General features: G+C 38.0%; 22 protein-coding genes. 21 read left to right on the top strand and 1 reads right to left on the bottom strand.

Annotated features, from left to right (window positions below; all coding sequences use genetic code 11):
- Window positions 1-110 precede the first annotated feature (110 nt).
- The 7 genes from CEQ83_RS21045 to CEQ83_RS21020 all read left to right on the top strand — a co-directional run bounded on the left by CEQ83_RS21045 (window position 111) and on the right by CEQ83_RS21020 (window position 6,200).
- Entirely contained in the window at window positions 111-776 is a 666-nt protein-coding gene (locus CEQ83_RS21045) for a flagellar brake protein (RefSeq protein ID WP_028411518.1), read from the top strand.
- A 68-nt stretch (window positions 777-844) separates the two neighbouring features.
- Window positions 845-1,021 (top strand): YpfB family protein, encoded by a 177-nt coding sequence (locus CEQ83_RS27265; RefSeq protein WP_013059030.1) that lies wholly within the window; start codon window positions 845-847, stop codon window positions 1,019-1,021.
- A 162-nt stretch (window positions 1,022-1,183) separates the two neighbouring features.
- On the top strand, window positions 1,184-1,858 hold the full coding sequence (gene cmk, locus CEQ83_RS21040; protein ID WP_028411517.1) for a (d)CMP kinase: 675 nt from the start codon (window positions 1,184-1,186) through the stop codon (window positions 1,856-1,858).
- Window positions 1,855-2,442 (top strand): lysophospholipid acyltransferase family protein, encoded by a 588-nt coding sequence (locus CEQ83_RS21035; protein ID WP_033579748.1) that lies wholly within the window; start codon window positions 1,855-1,857, stop codon window positions 2,440-2,442. Before cmk ends, CEQ83_RS21035 begins: the two co-directional genes overlap by 4 nt.
- 162 nt (window positions 2,443-2,604) lie before the next feature.
- A complete protein-coding gene (gene rpsA, locus CEQ83_RS21030; RefSeq protein WP_028410732.1) occupies window positions 2,605-3,741 on the top strand; it encodes a 30S ribosomal protein S1 in 1,137 nt (378 codons plus the stop codon).
- Window positions 3,742-3,757: 16 nt separating this feature from the next.
- Window positions 3,758-4,807 (top strand): type 2 isopentenyl-diphosphate Delta-isomerase, encoded by a 1,050-nt coding sequence (gene fni / locus CEQ83_RS21025; protein ID WP_099000472.1) that lies wholly within the window; start codon window positions 3,758-3,760, stop codon window positions 4,805-4,807.
- 178 nt (window positions 4,808-4,985) lie between these two features.
- Window positions 4,986-6,200: an MFS transporter gene (locus CEQ83_RS21020; protein WP_028411514.1), complete on the top strand. Its 1,215-nt coding sequence runs from the start codon at window positions 4,986-4,988 to the stop codon at window positions 6,198-6,200.
- 30 nt (window positions 6,201-6,230) lie between these two features.
- Here the strand turns inward: CEQ83_RS21020 and CEQ83_RS21015 are convergent, their stop codons facing one another.
- Entirely contained in the window at window positions 6,231-6,368 is a 138-nt protein-coding gene (locus tag CEQ83_RS21015; RefSeq protein ID WP_013059024.1) for a YpzI family protein, read from the bottom strand.
- Between the two features lie 120 nt (window positions 6,369-6,488).
- Between CEQ83_RS21015 and CEQ83_RS21010 the strand changes: the two genes are divergently transcribed.
- From CEQ83_RS21010 to CEQ83_RS20945, 14 genes are all read left to right on the top strand, one after another.
- Complete coding sequence (locus tag CEQ83_RS21010; protein ID WP_028411513.1) at window positions 6,489-7,094, top strand: YphA family membrane protein; 606 nt, start codon at window positions 6,489-6,491, stop codon at window positions 7,092-7,094.
- A gap of 297 nt (window positions 7,095-7,391) precedes the next feature.
- The gene (gene der, locus CEQ83_RS21005; protein WP_028411512.1) at window positions 7,392-8,702 is read left to right on the top strand and encodes a ribosome biogenesis GTPase Der; all 1,311 of its coding nucleotides are present in this window, start codon (window positions 7,392-7,394) and stop codon (window positions 8,700-8,702) included.
- 17 nt (window positions 8,703-8,719) lie between these two features.
- A complete protein-coding gene (locus CEQ83_RS21000; RefSeq protein WP_013059021.1) occupies window positions 8,720-9,751 on the top strand; it encodes an NAD(P)H-dependent glycerol-3-phosphate dehydrogenase in 1,032 nt (343 codons plus the stop codon).
- A gap of 314 nt (window positions 9,752-10,065) precedes the next feature.
- Window positions 10,066-10,269, top strand: coding sequence for a DUF2768 domain-containing protein (locus tag CEQ83_RS20995; protein ID WP_028411511.1), 204 nt, complete (start codon window positions 10,066-10,068; stop codon window positions 10,267-10,269).
- Window positions 10,270-10,293: 24 nt separating this feature from the next.
- Window positions 10,294-11,016, top strand: coding sequence for a hypothetical protein (locus CEQ83_RS20990; RefSeq protein WP_028411510.1), 723 nt, complete (start codon window positions 10,294-10,296; stop codon window positions 11,014-11,016).
- Between the two features lie 229 nt (window positions 11,017-11,245).
- Window positions 11,246-12,724, top strand: a complete 1,479-nt coding sequence (gene spoIVA, locus CEQ83_RS20985) for a stage IV sporulation protein A (RefSeq protein ID WP_155017498.1) — start codon at window positions 11,246-11,248, stop codon at window positions 12,722-12,724.
- A gap of 373 nt (window positions 12,725-13,097) precedes the next feature.
- Window positions 13,098-13,370: an HU family DNA-binding protein gene (locus CEQ83_RS20980; protein ID WP_013059016.1), complete on the top strand. Its 273-nt coding sequence runs from the start codon at window positions 13,098-13,100 to the stop codon at window positions 13,368-13,370.
- Between the two features lie 148 nt (window positions 13,371-13,518).
- Window positions 13,519-14,085 (top strand): GTP cyclohydrolase I FolE, encoded by a 567-nt coding sequence (gene folE / locus CEQ83_RS20975; RefSeq protein ID WP_013059015.1) that lies wholly within the window; start codon window positions 13,519-13,521, stop codon window positions 14,083-14,085.
- Window positions 14,086-14,110: 25 nt separating this feature from the next.
- A complete protein-coding gene (mtrB, locus tag CEQ83_RS20970) occupies window positions 14,111-14,341 on the top strand; it encodes a trp RNA-binding attenuation protein MtrB (protein WP_028411509.1) in 231 nt (76 codons plus the stop codon).
- A 281-nt stretch (window positions 14,342-14,622) separates the two neighbouring features.
- Window positions 14,623-15,414: a heptaprenyl diphosphate synthase component 1 gene (locus tag CEQ83_RS20965; protein WP_226313308.1), complete on the top strand. Its 792-nt coding sequence runs from the start codon at window positions 14,623-14,625 to the stop codon at window positions 15,412-15,414.
- A 4-nt stretch (window positions 15,415-15,418) separates the two neighbouring features.
- On the top strand, window positions 15,419-16,123 hold the full coding sequence (locus CEQ83_RS20960; protein ID WP_013059012.1) for a demethylmenaquinone methyltransferase: 705 nt from the start codon (window positions 15,419-15,421) through the stop codon (window positions 16,121-16,123).
- Window positions 16,124-16,204: 81 nt separating this feature from the next.
- Window positions 16,205-17,170, top strand: coding sequence for a heptaprenyl diphosphate synthase component II (hepT, locus tag CEQ83_RS20955; RefSeq protein ID WP_028411507.1), 966 nt, complete (start codon window positions 16,205-16,207; stop codon window positions 17,168-17,170).
- A 115-nt stretch (window positions 17,171-17,285) separates the two neighbouring features.
- Window positions 17,286-17,735, top strand: coding sequence for a nucleoside-diphosphate kinase (gene ndk / locus CEQ83_RS20950; RefSeq protein WP_013059010.1), 450 nt, complete (start codon window positions 17,286-17,288; stop codon window positions 17,733-17,735).
- A 211-nt stretch (window positions 17,736-17,946) separates the two neighbouring features.
- The gene (locus CEQ83_RS20945) at window positions 17,947-18,729 is read left to right on the top strand and encodes a CheR family methyltransferase (RefSeq protein WP_028411506.1); all 783 of its coding nucleotides are present in this window, start codon (window positions 17,947-17,949) and stop codon (window positions 18,727-18,729) included.
- Window positions 18,730-18,763 lie beyond the last annotated feature (34 nt).

Below are 18,763 nucleotides of genomic sequence, written 5' to 3'. Positions count from 1 at the left end.
ATAAGTTTTTTTGAGTCTAAATGACTAATTTTTATTTACAAAATAAATATATTTGACTATGTTTAAATAAAGGGAAAAAGTGTATATAGTGGAACTGAAGGAGAGAGAAGATGATAAAAGCGGGAATGAGGTTGACGTTAGAGAGCGGGCACAGAGAGTCTACCTTACAACAAACGTATCGATGTAAGGTAGTTGAGTTTACGGAAGACGTGATTTATATTAGCTATCCGCTAAATGAAGAAACGCAGCGAAGTGCTTTTTTACTAAAAGGTACAAAATTGCTGGCTACGTTTATTGGATATAATCAAAATGTATATACCTTTCCAACTGAAGTAACAGGACGCGAAATAAAAGGCATGCCTGTAGTAAAGCTCTTTTACCCGGGCGATAAAAAGTTAAAATCTATCCAAAGAAGAAATTTTTTCCGTGTGCCGCTTACAGTGAAGGCGGTGATAAAAAGTGAACAAGAACAGCAGGCCGTAATGGAAATCATGACTAAAAACATCAGTGCAGGTGGAGTAGCCGGCTCCTTCCATCATTCGCTGCTTTTTAATGAGAAAGATTCCGTTGTTGTACGATTAAGTCTTCCTAATCGTGAGGGAACTTTGCAGCATCTTGAATTAAAAGGGGAAGTTGTACGAATTACCGCCCCGACTTCCTGTAAAGTAGGTCAGCTATCTATTAAATTTATGGACATGGAAAAACAAACGAAAGAAATGATGATTCGTTATACCTTAAAGCGTCAGCTCGACCTAAGGAGAAAAGGTCTTCTTTAGCGTATAAAAAAAACTTCTCTTTCCTAAACTGTAAGCAAAGGTATTACTTCTTACAAAAGGAGAAAAAGATGAATCGAATAGAACGAATTTTAATTAAATTAGTGGTTATTCAATTTGTGTTTTTAATAATTGCCCAATGTATTTTACTATCTAGCAGTCACAGTACATATTTCTCAAAGGTCATTCAGTATGAGGGAGTTAGCAAAAATAATTTTAATAAAATTATTGAAACATTCGACCAGTAGTCGGACGTATGGTAGAATAACTAGGAAAGAAACATGCAGTGAACACCAGGCAGGAGAAGACCCCCTGCTCTTTTTTTCGTTTATAAACGTTTCATATAAAATGGCTCATTGTATAAAAGATGAAAGTGGTTTGTTCCTGTTTTGAAATTAAGGGAGGCACTTATGGAAAAACAAATTTCAATCGCGATTGACGGTCCTGCAGCTGCTGGGAAAAGTACAGTGGCAAAGATTATAGCAGAAACCTTATCATATATTTATGTTGATACAGGAGCGATGTATCGTGCTCTAACGTATCAAGCGCAGAAAAACCAGGTGGATTTGCAAAATGAAGAAGAGCTATTGCATTTGCTTAATGAAACAGTAATCGATTTAAAACCGTCTGAATCTGGGCAGGTAGTCATCTTAAATGGACAGAATGTTACAAGTGAAATTCGTTCCGCAGAAGTAACTAACTCTGTATCCATTGTAGCGAAACATCGTGCAGTTCGTGAAGAGATGGTAGCGAGACAGCAGGGCCTTGCTAAAGATGGAGGCGTTGTAATGGATGGACGTGATATCGGTACACACGTGCTTCCTCAGGCAGAAGTTAAAATCTTTTTATTAGCGTCTGTGGATGAAAGAGCACAGCGACGCCATGATGAAAACATAAAAAAAGGTTTTGAATCAAATTTAGAGCGTTTAAAAGAAGAAATTGCCCGCAGAGACAAGCTGGATTCTGAGCGTGAAGTAGCACCTCTTAAAAAAGCTGAAGATGCAATTGAAATCGATACAACTTCCTTATCGATTGAAGGAGTTGTAGAAAAAATACTTTCTATTACAAACGAAAGGATTGGATGATTTTGAGCTTTTATATGTTTGCACGTGGCATTGTAAAAGGTATTTTAACACCAGTTTATCGTTATGAAGTAATCGGTGCAGAAAATATCCCTTCAGAAGGCGGAGTTTTGCTTTGTTCAAATCATATTGACAACTTAGATCCGCCTACGGTAGGTGTGACATGTCCAAGGCCTATTTCGTTTATGGCAAAAGCAGAGCTGTTTAAAGCACCTTTTCTGAAGACGGTTCTGCCAAAGTTAGAAACGTTCCCTGTAAAGCGGGGGATGGCAGATCGTGAAGCTTTGCGCCAAGGGTTAAAGATTTTAAAAGAAGGAAAAGTGCTTGGATTATTTCCAGAAGGAACAAGAAGTAAAGATGGAAAATTAGGAAAAGGAATGGCTGGAGTAGGCTTTTTTGCTTTGCGTTCAAAAGCAGCTGTTGTTCCTTGTGCTGTTATTGGTCCATATAAGCGTTTTGCAAGGTTAAAAGTAGTGTACGGACCGCCAATTCAGATGGATGAACTTCGTGAACGAAAGGCATCAGCCGAGGAAGTAACCGAAGTTATTATGAAAAGCATTGGTGAATTAATTGAAAAATATCAATAGTTTGTAACCTTATGACTTGACAAAAGATTCTATTTATTAGAAGTTAGTAACAAAGAGAGTTTTTTCTATACAGAGCTATATACAATAATGATGAGCTAAAAGAGTGAAGAACTCTTACAAGGGAATACATATTGTAGATGGATATTGGAGGAGGAAAAGACGATGACAGAAGATATGAATCAAGTAGAGGTAACGTCATTAGAAGTAGGAGAAACAGTAAAAGGTACTATTACAAAAGTAGAAGAAAAGCAAGTGTATGTAGATGTGCCTAACAGCAAACTAGACGGTATTATTCCAATTAGTGAATTAGCGAGCTTACATATTGAAAAAGCAGGGGATGTAATCCAAGAAGGTGCCGAAGTCGAAGCGAAAGTAATTAAAGTGGAAGACGATGTGCTTGTGTTATCTAAACGGGCTGTAGATGCTGAAAAAGCATGGGACGGTTTAGAAGCAAAACTTTCTTCAGGTGAAGTGTTTGAAGCGGTAGTCAAAGAAATTGTCAAAGGCGGATTAGTAGTAGATATTGGTGTAAGAGGGTTCATTCCAGCTTCTCTTGTTGAAACTCATTTCGTTGATGATTTCGCAGAATATCAAGATCAAACTCTTACAGTCAAAGTAGTGGAATTAGATAAAGAAAAAAATCGCGTGATCCTTTCGCATCGTGCAGTTGTAGAAGAAGAGCTTGTACAACAAAAAGAAAATGTTCTTGAGTCATTAAAAGAAGGTCAGGTTTTAGAAGGAACCGTTCAGCGCTTAACAGACTTTGGTGCGTTTGTAGATGTAGGCGGAGTAGATGGGCTAGTGCATATCTCTCAGCTTTCACATACGCGTGTAGAAAAGCCTTCAGACGTAGTAGCTGAGGGAGATACTGTGAAAGTCAAAGTATTATCTGTTGACAAATCAACGGGTCGTGTTTCATTATCTATTAAAGATACGTTAGAAGGTCCATGGTCCAACATTTCTACGAAGCTTCGCCAAGGTGATGTAGTAGATGGAACTGTTAAAAGACTTGTATCTTTTGGAGCTTTTGTGGAAGTTCTACCTGGAGTAGAAGGACTTGTACACATTTCTCAAATTTCACATAAGCATATCGGGACACCGCATGAAGTGCTTTCTGAAGGCGAAAAAGTGACGGTAAAAGTACTTGATGTGAATGAACAAGAACGACGCGTTTCGTTAAGCATTCGTGACCTTGAGGAAGAAGAGCAAGAAGATTACGGTGACTATGAATTACAAGAAGAGTCAAAAGGCTTCCAATTAGGTGATATGATTGGGGATCAATTAAAAAAATTAAGATAAGTAATGGTGATGATTTGTGAGCAGAGCAAAACGTAAAATTGATCACATTCATCATGCGATTCAAACGGGACAGCATCGGCTGCACGGGCTAGATGATATTCGCTTCGTTCATAATAGCTTACCAAATACAGGCGTGCACGATGTTCATATTGATACAAAAATTGGCGAACTTTTGTTAAGTTCGCCAATTTTTATAAATGCTATGACGGGTGGAGGCGGACAAGAAACGGAACGGATTAACCGTTCGTTTGCTCAAATTGCTCATCATGGTCAATTAGCAATGGCCGTTGGATCGCAGATGGCTGCGATTAAAGATGAAAAGGAAGAACAATCATACAGAGTAGTGCGTCAAGAAAACCCTAACGGAATTATTTTTGCCAACCTAGGCAGTGAAGCTACAGTTGAACAAGCTAAAAAAGCGGTTGATATGCTTGAAGCAAATGGACTTCAAATTCATTTAAATGTTATACAAGAACTGGTCATGCCAGAGGGAGATCGTGATTTTACCGATGCATTACATCGTATTGAACGAATTGTCCGAGAAGTAACCGTTCCTGTAATTGTCAAAGAAGTAGGTTTTGGGATGAGCGCTCAAGCAGTGCAAAAACTTAAAGATGTTGGTGTTGAAATCGTTGATATTGGTGGGTACGGTGGTACCAATTTTTCGAAAATCGAAAATGAAAGACGAGCAAAACATTTTCACTTCTTTAATGATTGGGGAATTTCCACAGCAGCTTCTTTAGCGGAAGTATCTCAGCACGTAGAAGGTATATCCATTATTGGTTCAGGAGGTATTCAAACCTCTATGGATGTTGCTAAGTCCATTGCGTTAGGAGCTTCTGCAACGGGAATGGCAGGATATTTTCTATCCATTTTAATGAAGTCTGGTTTAGAAGCAGTCGTAGAAGAGATAGCCGAGCTGCATGAGGAGTTAACGTTTATAATGGCTGCATTAGGAGCAACTTCTATTGCTAAGCTTCAGCAAATGCCTCTAGTTATTACAGGGGATACCCATAGCTGGCTGACTCAGCGAAATGTATCTATAGAAACATTTAATAACAGATGATAAAAAAGCAAGCAGTTAACTGCTTGCTTTTTTATTTCCTTAGAAGATGAATGATCGCGTTTTCATTAAAAAAACAAAAAATATTGGCAGAAGAAGTGACAAAAAGCATGAAATCCCAAACGTTAGCCACTTATAATAAGTTAAATAAACAGAAAAATCAGAAAAAAGAGGTGGCGTAATGAAAAAGGGACATCCTATATTTACAATTTTTCTTTTCTTTTTAGGCTGGGTTTTCATGTATGCAGATCGTAATATTTTATCTCCAGTTATGGGAGATATCGGTGCGCAGTGGGATCTTAATAAAGCTGAACTTGGGCTAATGTCTACCGTATTTTTTGCAGCGTATGCAGCTATGCAGATTCCAACGGGTTTTTTGGCAGATCGATTTGGTCGCGTTAAGATCTTAGTGGCTGGATACATTTTGTTTGGAGTTGCCACATTCTTTACAGGACTTACGACTACTTTTGGTATGTTCTTGCTCATGCGGGCGCTGACAGGACTTGGAGAAGGAACGTATTATGGTTCACAATACGGAATTTCTTCAAGCATCACGTCTGAACGATACCGAGGTCTAGTGTCTGCGCTCATCAATAGTGGAATGGCTTTTGGTATATCGCTTGGTTTTATCGGTTCTACATACATTACATATACGTTAGAAAAAGACTGGCAGTTTACTTTTTACTTATTTGCTATTCCGACTATAGTAATAGCTATTTTAATAGCTTTCTTTGTAAAAGATAAGCAAAGGGATCAAGAAAAAAATTCGCTAAATAAAGAAACAAAGCAGTCGCTAAAAGTATTATTTACAAAAAATCATATTTTCGTATACATTTTAATCTTCTGCTCTCTTTACGGATTTTTTGGGATGCTGACGTGGCTTCCTTATTATTTGCAGCACTCGCGCGGCTTAGAAGGGTCTCAAACAGGCATCATAGCATCTTTAGTACCGTGGGCGTCTATTCCAGGAGCAATCTTCTTTGGATATATATCGGATCGAATTGCAAATAAAAAAGCATTAATTGTGAGTTTGTCAGTAGCGGGCGCTTTATGTCAATTTTTTATTCCCTATACAGAGAGTTATTCTTGGCTATTAATCGGCTTAATTGTGTACGGTCTGATAGGGAAATTAGCATTAGATCCGATTTTAATTTCGTATATGGCGGATATTACTCCCTCTTCCATGTACTCTAAAGTGTACGGTTTTTTTAACTTCAGCGGCATGCTGTCATCGATCTTTGCACCTTACATTACCGGATATTTTGCAGATAAACTTGGAAGTATGGAATTCGGATTTTATTTGTCAGGAGCACTATTGTTAGTGGGAGGAGTTCTCTTTTTGTTTACAGGAAAGAAAGAACGTTCCTATCCTGTTTCACATCCAGTTTTAAAATAAAAAATGCGCTGACTTAGTCAGCGCATTTTTTTATTTATGCTCATTTAACTCGCGCGCTTCTTCAGGACTTTGCAAGCTAGTTGCTCCCGGATAGTGAAGTCCTTGATCACGGTCAGATTCAACTCGTTTTGATTCCTTTAATTTTTTCTCTTGACGATCTTTTCCCATTTTATATTCCCTCCTTTTTTCTGATAGGTTGTCCAAAATAAGCGGTTCTATTCTAAAACTCCGATTAAGTTTTCCAAAATTGATACATACTGATGACAGATAGGGGAGGTGCCATATTCAGTGGACGGAATTTTCTTTTATTGGCTTTCGTGGATGGGATGGATTGTTGCGACTTTTCTTATGCCCAAAACAGCTAGGCGTTGGAAGGTAGCAGCCATTATATTAATCAGTATACTCCTAAGCGGAATGAACATGCATATGACTCAGTTTTCATGTAGCTACACCGCTTTGTTTTTAGTGGGAGTAGCGTGTGTGTATGCTTCAGGCTACAGCCGATTTCAGCAGTTATATTATGTTATTGTATGCGGCATTATAATAATTGCCTATGCTAGTTTTTGTTTACTTGAGCTCTATGATCCTGTCTGGATTTTTATTGATCGTAAGTGGATTTTGACTGGACTTATCTTATATATTTGCTTTATGGTGGTTAAAGATGCTGAAAAAAGATTCGCAGCAATCATTTTAGGTGTAGTTGGAGGAGACTTTTTATACGCAGTTGTCATTCGGGATATCGCATCTTATGAAATAGGGTCTCTTCGTACACTCGACGTTTTAGCCACAGCAGTAGGAGCGATGTTTATTTGGGAGATGCTGGTTTATTTCTCTGCTTATTTAGATTTGTACGTGCTGAAGTCTCACAGGCAAAAGCAAAGTACTTACAAATAGAAGAAGAGATTTCGTAAAATTATATTGTTGTTACCGGTGATTTTTGATAAAATTGTTTGATTGAAAGAGTAATGCTTATTCAGCGGATAGGCAGTTAATCAGTTCAGTATAAGAAAGAGCTGATAAAAATCCTGCTTTATCGCTTATGATCGATTAGTAGAGGTCATGCCACGCTGCATGGCCTCAATTTTTGAAAAACGAATGATCTTATTTATTTGTACATGTAGATAAATACCTTTAGTCGATTAAAGACTGGTTGCCGATACATAAAAAAGATCAAGGAAAGGGAAGAATCGTATGCCAAAACCAATTATTGCGATTGTTGGTCGTCCCAACGTAGGAAAATCAACAATTTTCAACCGAATTGTAGGAGAGCGAGTATCTATTGTAGAAGATATTCCGGGTGTAACTCGTGATCGTATCTATAGTTCAGGTGAGTGGCTGAATTTGGACTTTAACATTATTGATACTGGCGGTATTGATATTGGAGATGAGCCATTTTTAGAACAAATCAAACAGCAGGCAGAAATTGCAATTGATGAAGCGGACGTAATCATTTTTCTAGTGAATGGACGCGATGGAATTACTGCAGCTGATGAAGAAGTGGCGAAAATTTTATACAAATCCAAAAAGCCCGTCGTCCTAGCCGTTAATAAAGTAGATAATCCTGAAATGAGAGAATTAATCTATGATTTCTACGCACTAGGATATGGAGAACCGTTCCCAATCTCAGGAACGCATGGTTTAGGTTTAGGTGACCTGTTAGACGAGGCAGCTAAGCATTTTCCAAAAGAAAAAGACGAAGACTACGGAGAAGACGTCATTAAATTTTCATTGATTGGTCGTCCTAACGTAGGGAAATCTTCATTAGTTAATGCTCTTCTAGGTGAAGATCGTGTTATTGTCAGTGATCTCGCCGGTACGACACGCGATGCTATTGATACGAAGTTTACAAAAGAAGATCAAGAATATGTTGTTATTGATACAGCTGGAATGAGAAAGCGTGGAAAAGTGTACGAGAGTACTGAAAAATACAGCGTACTTCGCGCATTAAAGGCAATTGAACGCTCAGACGTTGTCTTAATTGTATTAAATGCTGAAGAGGGTATTATTGAACAAGATAAGAAAATTGCTGGCTATGCACAAGAAGCTGGAAAAGCTGTCGTCATTGTTGTGAACAAATGGGATACAGTAGAAAAAGATGAAAAAACAATGAAAAAATTTGAAGAAAATATACGCGAGCATTTTCAGTTCTTAACATATGCTCCAATTGTATTCCTTTCAGCTAAAACGAAAAAACGTACGCATACGCTATTGCCAATGATTGATCTTGCAAGCGAAAGCCATGCGGTACGTGTAGAAACAAGCATCTTAAACGATGTAATTATGGATGCAGTAGCAATGAACCCTACGCCTACTCACAACGGCAACCGCTTAAAAATCTATTACACAACTCAAGTAGCAATCAAGCCGCCAACTTTTGTTGTGTTTGTAAATGATCCTGAGCTAATGCATTTTTCATATAAACGTTTCTTAGAAAATAAGCTTCGTGAAGCTTTTGGATTCGAAGGAACTCCAATTAAAATTATTGCAAGACCAAGAAAATAACAGAGGATGTGATCGGCGTGGAAAGAATAGCTGTACTAGGAGCAGGGAGTTGGGGAACTGCATTAGCTTTCGTATTGGCGGAAAATGGACACGATGTTCGCATTTGGGGACATAGACAACAAGTCATTGATCAAATCAACGAGACGCATCAGAATGAAAAATATCTGCCTGGTGTAGAGCTTCCTCATCAGATTAAAGGTTTTACGTCATTAGAAAAGGCAATAGAGGGTGTTGAAACCCTTATTTTAGCTGTTCCAACGAAGGCCATTCGTGAAGTGTTGCAACAGCTAAAATCCCTTACCGATGAACTGTTTACAATTGTTCACGTAAGTAAAGGAATTGAACCGGATTCTCTTTTACGTATATCTCAAATGATTCAACAAGAAATTGATACAAAAGACATCGTTGTCTTATCAGGCCCGAGTCATGCTGAAGAAGTAAGTAGAAGGCAGCCGACAACCGTGACGTCAGCTTCAACAAATATACAAGCAGCAGAAAAAGTACAGGATTTATTTAATAATCAACAGTACTTCCGTGTTTATACAAATCCTGATGTGATTGGTGTGGAAATTGGGGGAGCGTTAAAAAATATTATTGCTCTTGCTGCTGGTATTACGGATGGACTTGGATATGGTGACAATGCGAAGGCCGCTCTTATGACTCGTGGCTTAGCTGAAATCGCTCGTTTAGGTACGGTGCTTGGCGCCAATCCTCTGACGTTCTCAGGTTTAACCGGGATTGGAGACTTGATTGTAACGTGTACAAGCGTTCATTCTCGAAATTGGCGCGCTGGTAATCTTCTTGGAAAAGGCAAAAATTTAGACGAAGTATTAGAAAATATGGGAATGGTTGTAGAAGGTGTACGCACGACGAAAGCAGCTTACCAGCTATCTCAAAAATACGACGTGAAAATGCCGATTGCTGATGCTTTATATAATGTACTGTTTAATGATGTGAAGGCAAAAGATGCAGTAGACGCGCTTATGTCTCGTACTAAAACACATGAAATGGAAGATTTAGCGAATGTTTTAGGAGAAAAATTAAATTAAGTGCAAAGAAATATGAAAAAATAGGCAATTGGTGATACCCAAAATCATTTACTTGCATAAAATAACGTGTAAATAAAGATGAGTAGAACTGTTAGTATGGGAATATTTAGTTACGGTCGAAGCGAAGAGCCCCCTTCGCTTCGATTTTTTTATGTGAAAAAGCAGGAATTTGTCAATTTAATAGGAAAGTAATTACTATAGAGCGTAAATCAATGGAAGGTAAATAAATATTAAATTTAGAATGTTCTATTAATATCCGTCTTAACTATAAGTCCTTATGTTATAATAACGGTGAAAAAAGGAGTGGATGCAATTTGTCGCCAGGTTTGTTAAAGATGTGGATTTCATTGGGTTCCATTGTATTTATGTTTATTGCGGTATTTTCTATTTACTTTAGTCGTTATAAAATCACGAACCGCGTTGGTAAAATTGTACTCGCTTTCATTGCCTATTCGCTCATGATTGTAGCAGGTCTTATTATGGTAATTGTTGTATTCAGCGGTCCGACAGATGCTTAATGTACATATGGTAGGGTGAGGAAAATGAAAAAATTCATGCTAACGTCTATTGTTGGGTTAACCATTTTTGTATTATCCGGTTGTTTGTACCCGACGGAAAGAATGTCTCAAAATCAAGTTCCTTATAAAGATCAAGTTGCTTCCGTACAAACGGCCGTTGATCAATTTAAAGAAGAAAGCGGAGGCTTATTGCCGATAAAAACGAAAGATATGGACACGCCGATTTATCAAAAATATCCGATTGACTTTACAAAAATTGTTCCTAGATACATGCAAGACGCACCTGGGAATTCGTATGAAAGCGGAGGGATATTTGCGTACGTGCTTGTGGATGCAGAAACAAAGCCCACGGTTAAATTATTAGACTTACGGATGGCGGATACGATTCAAGATGTTAATGTACATTTGAATATATACCGTCAAAACCATAAAGGGTACGTACCGTTTAAAGACGTCATCGCTCCCGGCGTATTCTCTATTAACTATAAGAAATTGAATATGAAAGAACCCCCTGTCGTTACTAGCCCGTATACAGGGAATAGTCTTTCTTTAATTGTTAATGGGCAGGGAGATGTATTTGTAGATTATCGTCCTGATTTGTATGATGCCATTCAAAAGCATAAAAGCTCCTACAAACCGGGTGAAGATATCCGAAAGCTCCTTGTGGAAAACAGTGATTTTGTACCTGCTTACTCTCTTCCTTATACAGTTAACGATAAGAATGAACCAATATTTTTTAAAAAATAAGTCATGAACCCCTTCTCCTTGAATAATATTCAGAGAGAAGGGGTTTTCTCTTTCTTGTACACCAATAATGAAAATCAGAATGACTAAGTCAGCATGTGCATGAAAAAAATCATAAATTTTTCTATCAAAAGTCATATTTTAATAGGACAACGTCATAACTATATAGTGTCCTAATTTACTCTCGCAATGGATGTCATATTCCATGAACTCATAGATCGGAGGGGATCTTTTGGAAAAGGTGGATGTATTTAAAGATATCGCTGAACGTACAGGAGGCGATATATATTTAGGTGTGGTGGGAGCAGTTCGAACAGGAAAATCTACATTTATTAAAAAGTTTATGGAGCTGGTGGTCCTGCCTCACATCGAGAACGAGGCAGAAAGAGCTCGCACACAAGATGAACTACCACAAAGTGCAGCTGGAAAAACGATTATGACAACTGAGCCAAAATTCGTACCGAATCAAGCAGTCAATGTTTTGGTAGATGACGGGCTAGAAGTTAACATACGGTTAGTAGATTGTGTAGGATATACAGTGCCAGGCGCTAAAGGGTACGAAGATGAAAATGGACCTCGAATGATCAATACACCTTGGTATGAAGAACCAATTCCATTTCACGAAGCGGCTGAAATTGGAACGAGAAAGGTCATTCAAGAACACTCAACGATTGGTGTCGTCATTACAACAGATGGCTCAATTGGAGATATACCTCGTCAAGATTACGTGGAAGCAGAAGAGCGCGTCATTAATGAGCTAAAAGAAGTAGGCAAACCATTTATCATGGTTATTAATACCGTACAGCCATATCATCCCGATACAGAAAAGCTTCGTGCAAAGCTTAATGAAAAATATGATATCCCAGTATTAGCGATGAGTGTGGAAAGCATGCGCGATACTGATGTGATGAACGTATTAAGAGAAGCACTATACGAGTTCCCTGTATTAGAAGTCAACGTTAATCTACCAAGCTGGGTAATGATTTTAAAAGATAAACATTGGCTGCGTGAAAGCTATCAAGAAGCCGTTAAAGAAACGGTAAAAGATATTAAGAGACTGAGAGACGTTGAACGGGTAGTAGAGCAATTTAGCCAGTTTGAGTTTATCGATCAGGCTCGATTAGCCGGAATTGAGATGGGGCAGGGGATTGCCGAAATTGACTTATACGCTCCAGATGACTTATATGATCAGATTTTGAAAGAAATCGTGGGAGTAGAAATTCGCGGAAGAGATCATTTGCTGCAGTTAATGCAAGACTTTGTGCATGCAAAAACCGAGTATGATCAAGTCTCTGATGCACTTCGCATGGTTAAGCAAACGGGTTATGGTGTAGCTGCACCTTCGCTTTCAGATATGAGCCTTGATGAACCTGAAATTATTCGCCAAGGATCGCGTTTTGGAGTTCGTTTAAAAGCAGTGGCACCTTCTATACACATGATTAAAGTGGATGTAGAATCAGAATTTGCGCCGATTATCGGAACGGAGAAGCAAAGCGAAGAATTAGTTCGTTATTTGATGCAAGACTTTGAAGATGATCCGCTTTCAATTTGGAATTCAGATATATTTGGCCGCTCTCTAAGTTCAATCGTAAGAGAAGGGATTCAAGGAAAGCTGTCGCTGATGCCTGAAAATGCGCGATATAAGTTAAAAGAAACGCTAGAACGGATTATTAACGAAGGATCTGGAGGTTTAATCGCGATTATTTTATAAGAATATAAGGTTAGGCTCCTCATAAAGGAGCCTCTTCTTTTTGGATAGATCATACAAAACTTTACATATATTGTGATAGAACGCGTGGTTATCCTATTCCTGCGTTATTTTCTGCTTGCTATGCCTTGTTCAATATGTTAATCTTTTAACAGAAATCGATCGATCATACTGTTTTCACTACATACATACGGCAGATGAATGAAAAACATTGAATTATTTAGTTCAATCGTTTATGATTAGGCTTGTCGATACATAGGTTATGTATAATATCCATTTGTTTTGTTAAAGAATGAGATATAACGAATTACTAGATTCCTTTTCTAACAAGGTTTTTAGTTATTATATGATCCGATTTTGGGAGGAGGTGAATGGCATGAACAAGACAGAATTAATTAATGCTGTTGCAGAAGCAAGTGAGCTTTCAAAAAAGGATGCTACAAAAGCAGTTGATGCTGTTTTCGATACAATTTTAGAAGCTTTAAAAGCTGAGGACAAAGTTCAACTTATCGGTTTTGGTAACTTCGAAGTACGTGAACGTGCTGCTCGTAAAGGACGCAATCCACAAACTGGCGAAGAAATCGAAATTCCTGCTAGCAAAGTTCCTGCATTCAAACCAGGTAAAGCTCTTAAAGATGCTGTAAAATAATATCTACATAAAATGGCTTTATTCATAGCCGTTGATGAAGAGCTTTGAAAGGTCGCACATTTGCGACCTTTCTTTTTTGCCTTTGGTATATACATATGCTAGAATTTTTTTCATAAAGTCGTAATGCAACGAATTGGAGGGCAACAACATGTCATCTGTAAATAAACCACAGATCGAACAAGCTGTGAGACTAATTTTAGAAGCAATTGGCGAAGATCCAAACCGTGAAGGATTATTAGATACACCAAAGCGAGTAGCTAAAATGTATGAGGAAGTCTTTTCCGGGTTGAATGAAGATCCAAAAGAGCATTTTAAAACAGTTTTTGGAGAAGATCATGAAGAGCTAGTGCTTGTAAAAGATATTCCTTTTTACTCTATGTGTGAACACCACTTAGTGCCTTTTTACGGAAAAGCTCATGTTGCGTATATTCCAAAAGGCGGACGAGTGACCGGTTTAAGTAAGCTGGCAAGAGCGGTAGAAGCTGTTGCGAAACGTCCTCAGCTTCAGGAGAGAATTACATCTACAGTGGCGGATTCTATTGTAGAAACATTAGAGCCGCACGGGGTAATGGTAGTAGTGGAAGCAGAGCACATGTGTATGACCATGCGAGGCATTAAAAAGCCTGGGGCTATGACAATTACTTCTGCTGTGCGTGGAGTGTTAGAACACGATGCAAGTTCTAGAGCTGAAGTTTTATCATTGATCAAATCATAATGTGGATGATGAAGGAGAAGAGAATATGACACAAAAAGGAACGCCAGAGTATATTGTCATTAAAGCGGTCGAAGATGGAGTTAACGTAATTGGCTTAACGCGAGGAGCAGATACGCGATTTCATCATTCAGAAAAACTAGATAAAGGCGAAGTGATGATTGCGCAGTTTACTGAGCATACATCCGCAATTAAAATTCGTGGCAAAGCCGTCGTTCAGACTGTTCACGGAGAAATTGAATCCGATACGAAAAAATAAGCAGGGATTTTCCTGCTTTTATTTATATTTAAAATAAATGAATAAGAACAGGAAAAACATGGTGAAACTAAAAGCAATATCTTAAATTACTGTCTAAGAAATCAAGATGGTATGTAGATGAACGGTGTTCAAGCGGATGAGCAGCTAAAGGATTTAAACCGTGAAAAAGCTTCAAAAGAATTTAAAGGATATTTTATAATGTAATTATGTTATAATTGACACTATCGATTTGGAGTTAAAAGAACTTTAAACAAATAGTGATGGAAAGGGAGACAAGGATGATGAGCGTAAAAACCATCTATGATATTGTGGCCAACATGAAAGAACAGCTTCATGTTGAATTAAGTCATCCATATGTAAAAAAATATATTCATCATCCGCGTATTGATGAAAATAGATTACTGTACATGTGTTCGTTCTTAGATACTCTTTCAATGGAAGAAGAAAAAAAGAACAGCTCTGTGCTATCTGTGATGCTCGTTCAAACCGCACTTGATACCCACGATCTAGTCTCCACTCAAAATGTTAGCGGAAATGAAGGGAAGCTGCATGAGAGGCAGCTGGTAGTTTTGGCCGGAGATTATTACAGCGGCCTGTACTATTACTATTTAGCTCAAAGCAGCCAGCTGAATTTAATGAAAGTTATAGCATCTGCTATTAAAGAAATTAATATCGCTAAGATACACATTTATAACAATCGCTCTACTAATCCACACGACGTTATGAATAGTTTTTTAGCAGCAGAATCATCGTTTGTAAGATGCTTATGTGACTATTTTGAACGTGAAGAGTGGAAAGAACTTTTAAAACATGCAGCGTATTTGAATGGGATATTAAAGCAATTAAAGTCATTACAGCATAAAGAGCCTACTCTCTTGCTAAACTATTGCAAACAAATTGGCATGAATCAAGAACAAATAAAAGAATACCTTTATTCGTATACTCAACAGTCTGTAGATATTGTTAGAGGGTACTTACGAAGTGAATTTGCGATGAATGAGTTTTTAAGAGAGCACTTAGATGAACTTACATCTAGCTTAGAAGTGTTGAAAAATGTCGTAGGAGAAGGATAGAGATATGCAGCAATCAAAAGAACAGCGTGTCCATGGCGTATTTGAAAAAATATACAAAAATTATGATCAAATGAATTCTGTTATTAGTTTTCAGCGTCATAAGGCATGGCGCAAAGATACGATGAAGCGAATGAATGTTCAAAAAGGAACAAAAGCTTTAGATGTTTGTTGCGGAACTGCGGATTGGACGCTAGCTATGGCTGAAGCAGTTGGAGAAACAGGAGAGGCAGTTGGCCTGGATTTTAGTCAAAATATGCTAAAGATTGGTGAAGAGAAAGTAAAAAACTCACCTTTTTCAAATATTACTTTACTACATGGCAATGCAATGGAGCTTCCTTTTGAAGATAATTCATTTGACTATGTAACGATTGGATTCGGACTGCGCAACGTGCCCGATTACCTTCAAGTTTTAAAGGAAATGCAGCGCGTCGTGAAACCTGGCGGAAAAGTGGTTTGCCTTGAAACGTCTCAGCCAACGATGATTGGTTACCGACAAATGTACTTGCTTTATTTTAAGTATATTATGCCTGCGCTTGGAAAGATGGTCGCTAAAAGCTATGATGAATATTCATGGCTTCAAGAGTCAGCTAGGGACTTTCCAGGTCAAAAGCAATTGGCTGATATGTTCCGTGAAGCCGGTTTGACAGATGTTGAAGTGAAATCTTACACAGGTGGAGTAGCGGCGATGCATCTAGGGTACAAACGATAAAAGAGAAAAAGCTTGTCCTACAGGTGCAACAGCCTGTAGGATAAGGAGTAAAGAATGAATATATAATGCAAGGTGAGTCCAATGAAACTAAAAATGATGTACGCTTTTTTGAATACGGATATTACCCTTATTGAGAAAGAACTTGAACAAACTGTTCATACCGATGAAACACTTATCACAGATGCTTCTCTTCACCTTTTACAAGCAGGGGGGAAACGAATTCGCCCTGTATTTGTTTTGTTGGCAGCTAAATTTGGGCATTACAATATCGACCAAATCAAACATGTGGCAGTAGCGCTTGAGCTGATTCATATGGCGTCTCTTGTTCATGATGATGTTATTGATGACGCTGATAAGCGACGGGGAAAACCAACAATTAAGGCAAAATGGGACAATCGTATTGCTATGTATACAGGGGATTACATCTTTGCTCGTGCACTTGAAGTTATGAGTGAGGTTAAAGATGTGGAAGCACATAAAATTTTATCTAATACGATGGTGGAATTAACGCTCGGTGAAATTGAACAGATTAAGGACAAATACAACCTAAACCAAAACTTACGCGTGTATCTGCGTAGAATTAAACGTAAAACGGCACTGCTAATTGCTGCAAGCTGTCAGTTAGGCGCAATTGCAGCGGGAGCTCCTGAAGATATACATAAACGTTTATTTTGGTTTGGATATTACGTGGGAATGTCATTTCAAATTACGGATGACATTTTAGATTTTATCTCATCAGAAGAACAGCTTGGGAAACCAGTTGGCAGCGACTTACTGCAAGGAAATATTACGCTGCCAGTTTTGTATGCCATTGAAAATGCTGAGTTTCGAGATAAAGTAGAACAGCTTTTCGAGAGGGAATATGAGCAAGAGCTGATCGATGAAATTATTTCTGATATTAAATCTTCTAACGCCATTGAACGTTCATTTGAGATGAGCGATCGTTATCTGCAAAAAGCGATGAGCATTTTAGAAGAACTGCCGCCAAACAAGGCGAAAAAAACGCTGCATCAAATTGCGAAGTACATTGGAAAACGGAAATTTTGATTTATTTACTTTCATAAGTTGTAAACTGCTCGAAACAATGTTAATATCTTCATGAGGTGTGATTGCGCTTTCAAAACTTGTTTACATATCATGAACTTCAGGGGTGGAGAGTAAAATGATACAAAAAACGTTTTTAATGGTCAAACCAGACGGGGTACAAAGAAGCATTATTGGTGAGGTTATTTCTCGCTTTGAGAAAAAAGGTTTTCAATTAGTTGGAGCTAAGCTTATGCATATTTCGCAGGAATTAGCTGAAACACACTATGGTGAACATAAAGAGAAACCTTTCTTCGGTGAGTTAGTGAAATTTATCACATCAGGTCCAGTTTTTGCTATGGTATGGGAAGGTGAAAACGTGATTTCAGTATCACGTCAAATGGTGGGGAAAACTAACCCTCAAGAAGCGCTTCCTGGGACTATTCGAGGTGATTATGGACTGATTGTGGATAAGAATATTATTCACGGCTCAGATTCACCAGAAAGTGCGGAGCGTGAAATCAGCTTATTCTTTGAAAGTGAAGAGCTGACTTTCTATAAAAAAGACGCAGACGCTTGGATTTACTAATTTAGATAGCGCAAAAAGACGAATGAATTTTCATTCGTCTTTTTTATTGTGTGTATAAATAGGCTTCTAGGCTATTAAGTGCAAAGATTTCCCCGCATAAACATTTTCATAATGTATTCCGATATATTAATAAGAAGATAAGCGTATATAAAGGTTTTATTTCTTTATACGTCTAACATAAACGTATAGGAATGAGAAAGGAGAGTCAAAAATGATAGATGAATACGACGCGTTTGTGGAGAAAATAAAAACAAAAACAGGCATTGATTTATCACTATATAAGCAGTCTCAAATGCACCGCCGCCTCACCTCGCTGTATGAAAAAAAAGGTTTTTCTAGTTTTTTTGAATATTATCGAGCAATGAACAGTAACAACGAACTGCTTGAGGAGTTTTTAGATCGGATGACGATTAACGTGTCAGAGTTTTATCGCAACTATCAGCGGTGGGATATATTGGAGCAAAAAATTTTACCGACTCTTGTAAAAGGAAAAACAGATCTGAAAGTGTGGAGCGCTGCCTGTTCAACAGGGGAAGAGCCGTATACACTAGCGATGGTTTTATCAACATTTTTTCCGCTTTCGCGTATTTCTATATTGGCGACCGATCTGGATGAAAAAGTGATAGAAAAAGCAAAAATAGGCTTTTATGATGAACGTTCACTTCAGGAAATGCCTGTTTCGATGAAAAATAAGTACTTTCAACAAAGAGGAACCGGGTACTTATTAGATGAAAAAATCAAAAAAACAGTTATTTTTCAAAAACATAACTTACTGTCAGACTCTTTTCCTAAAAACGTTGACTTGATTGTTTGTCGAAACGTGCTTATTTATTTTACCGATGAAGCAAAGCATGCTTTATATGAAAAGTTTAGCAGAGCTTTAGCACCTGGAGGCATCTTATTTGTAGGGAGCACAGAGCAGATTTTCACTCCGCAAAAGTATGGGTTTGAAACGGCTGATACGTTTTTTTACAGAAAAGTAAAGACCATTTAATTGAGATAACCTGAAGCGATTTCTTACAAGCTGA

The sequence above is a fragment of the Priestia megaterium genome (genome assembly GCF_009497655.1).
Classification (GTDB): Bacteria; Bacillota; Bacilli; order Bacillales; family Bacillaceae_H; genus Priestia; species Priestia zanthoxyli.
The sequence above is the reverse complement of the archived record's forward strand: the minus strand, read 5'-3'. Positions and strand labels throughout refer to the sequence as shown.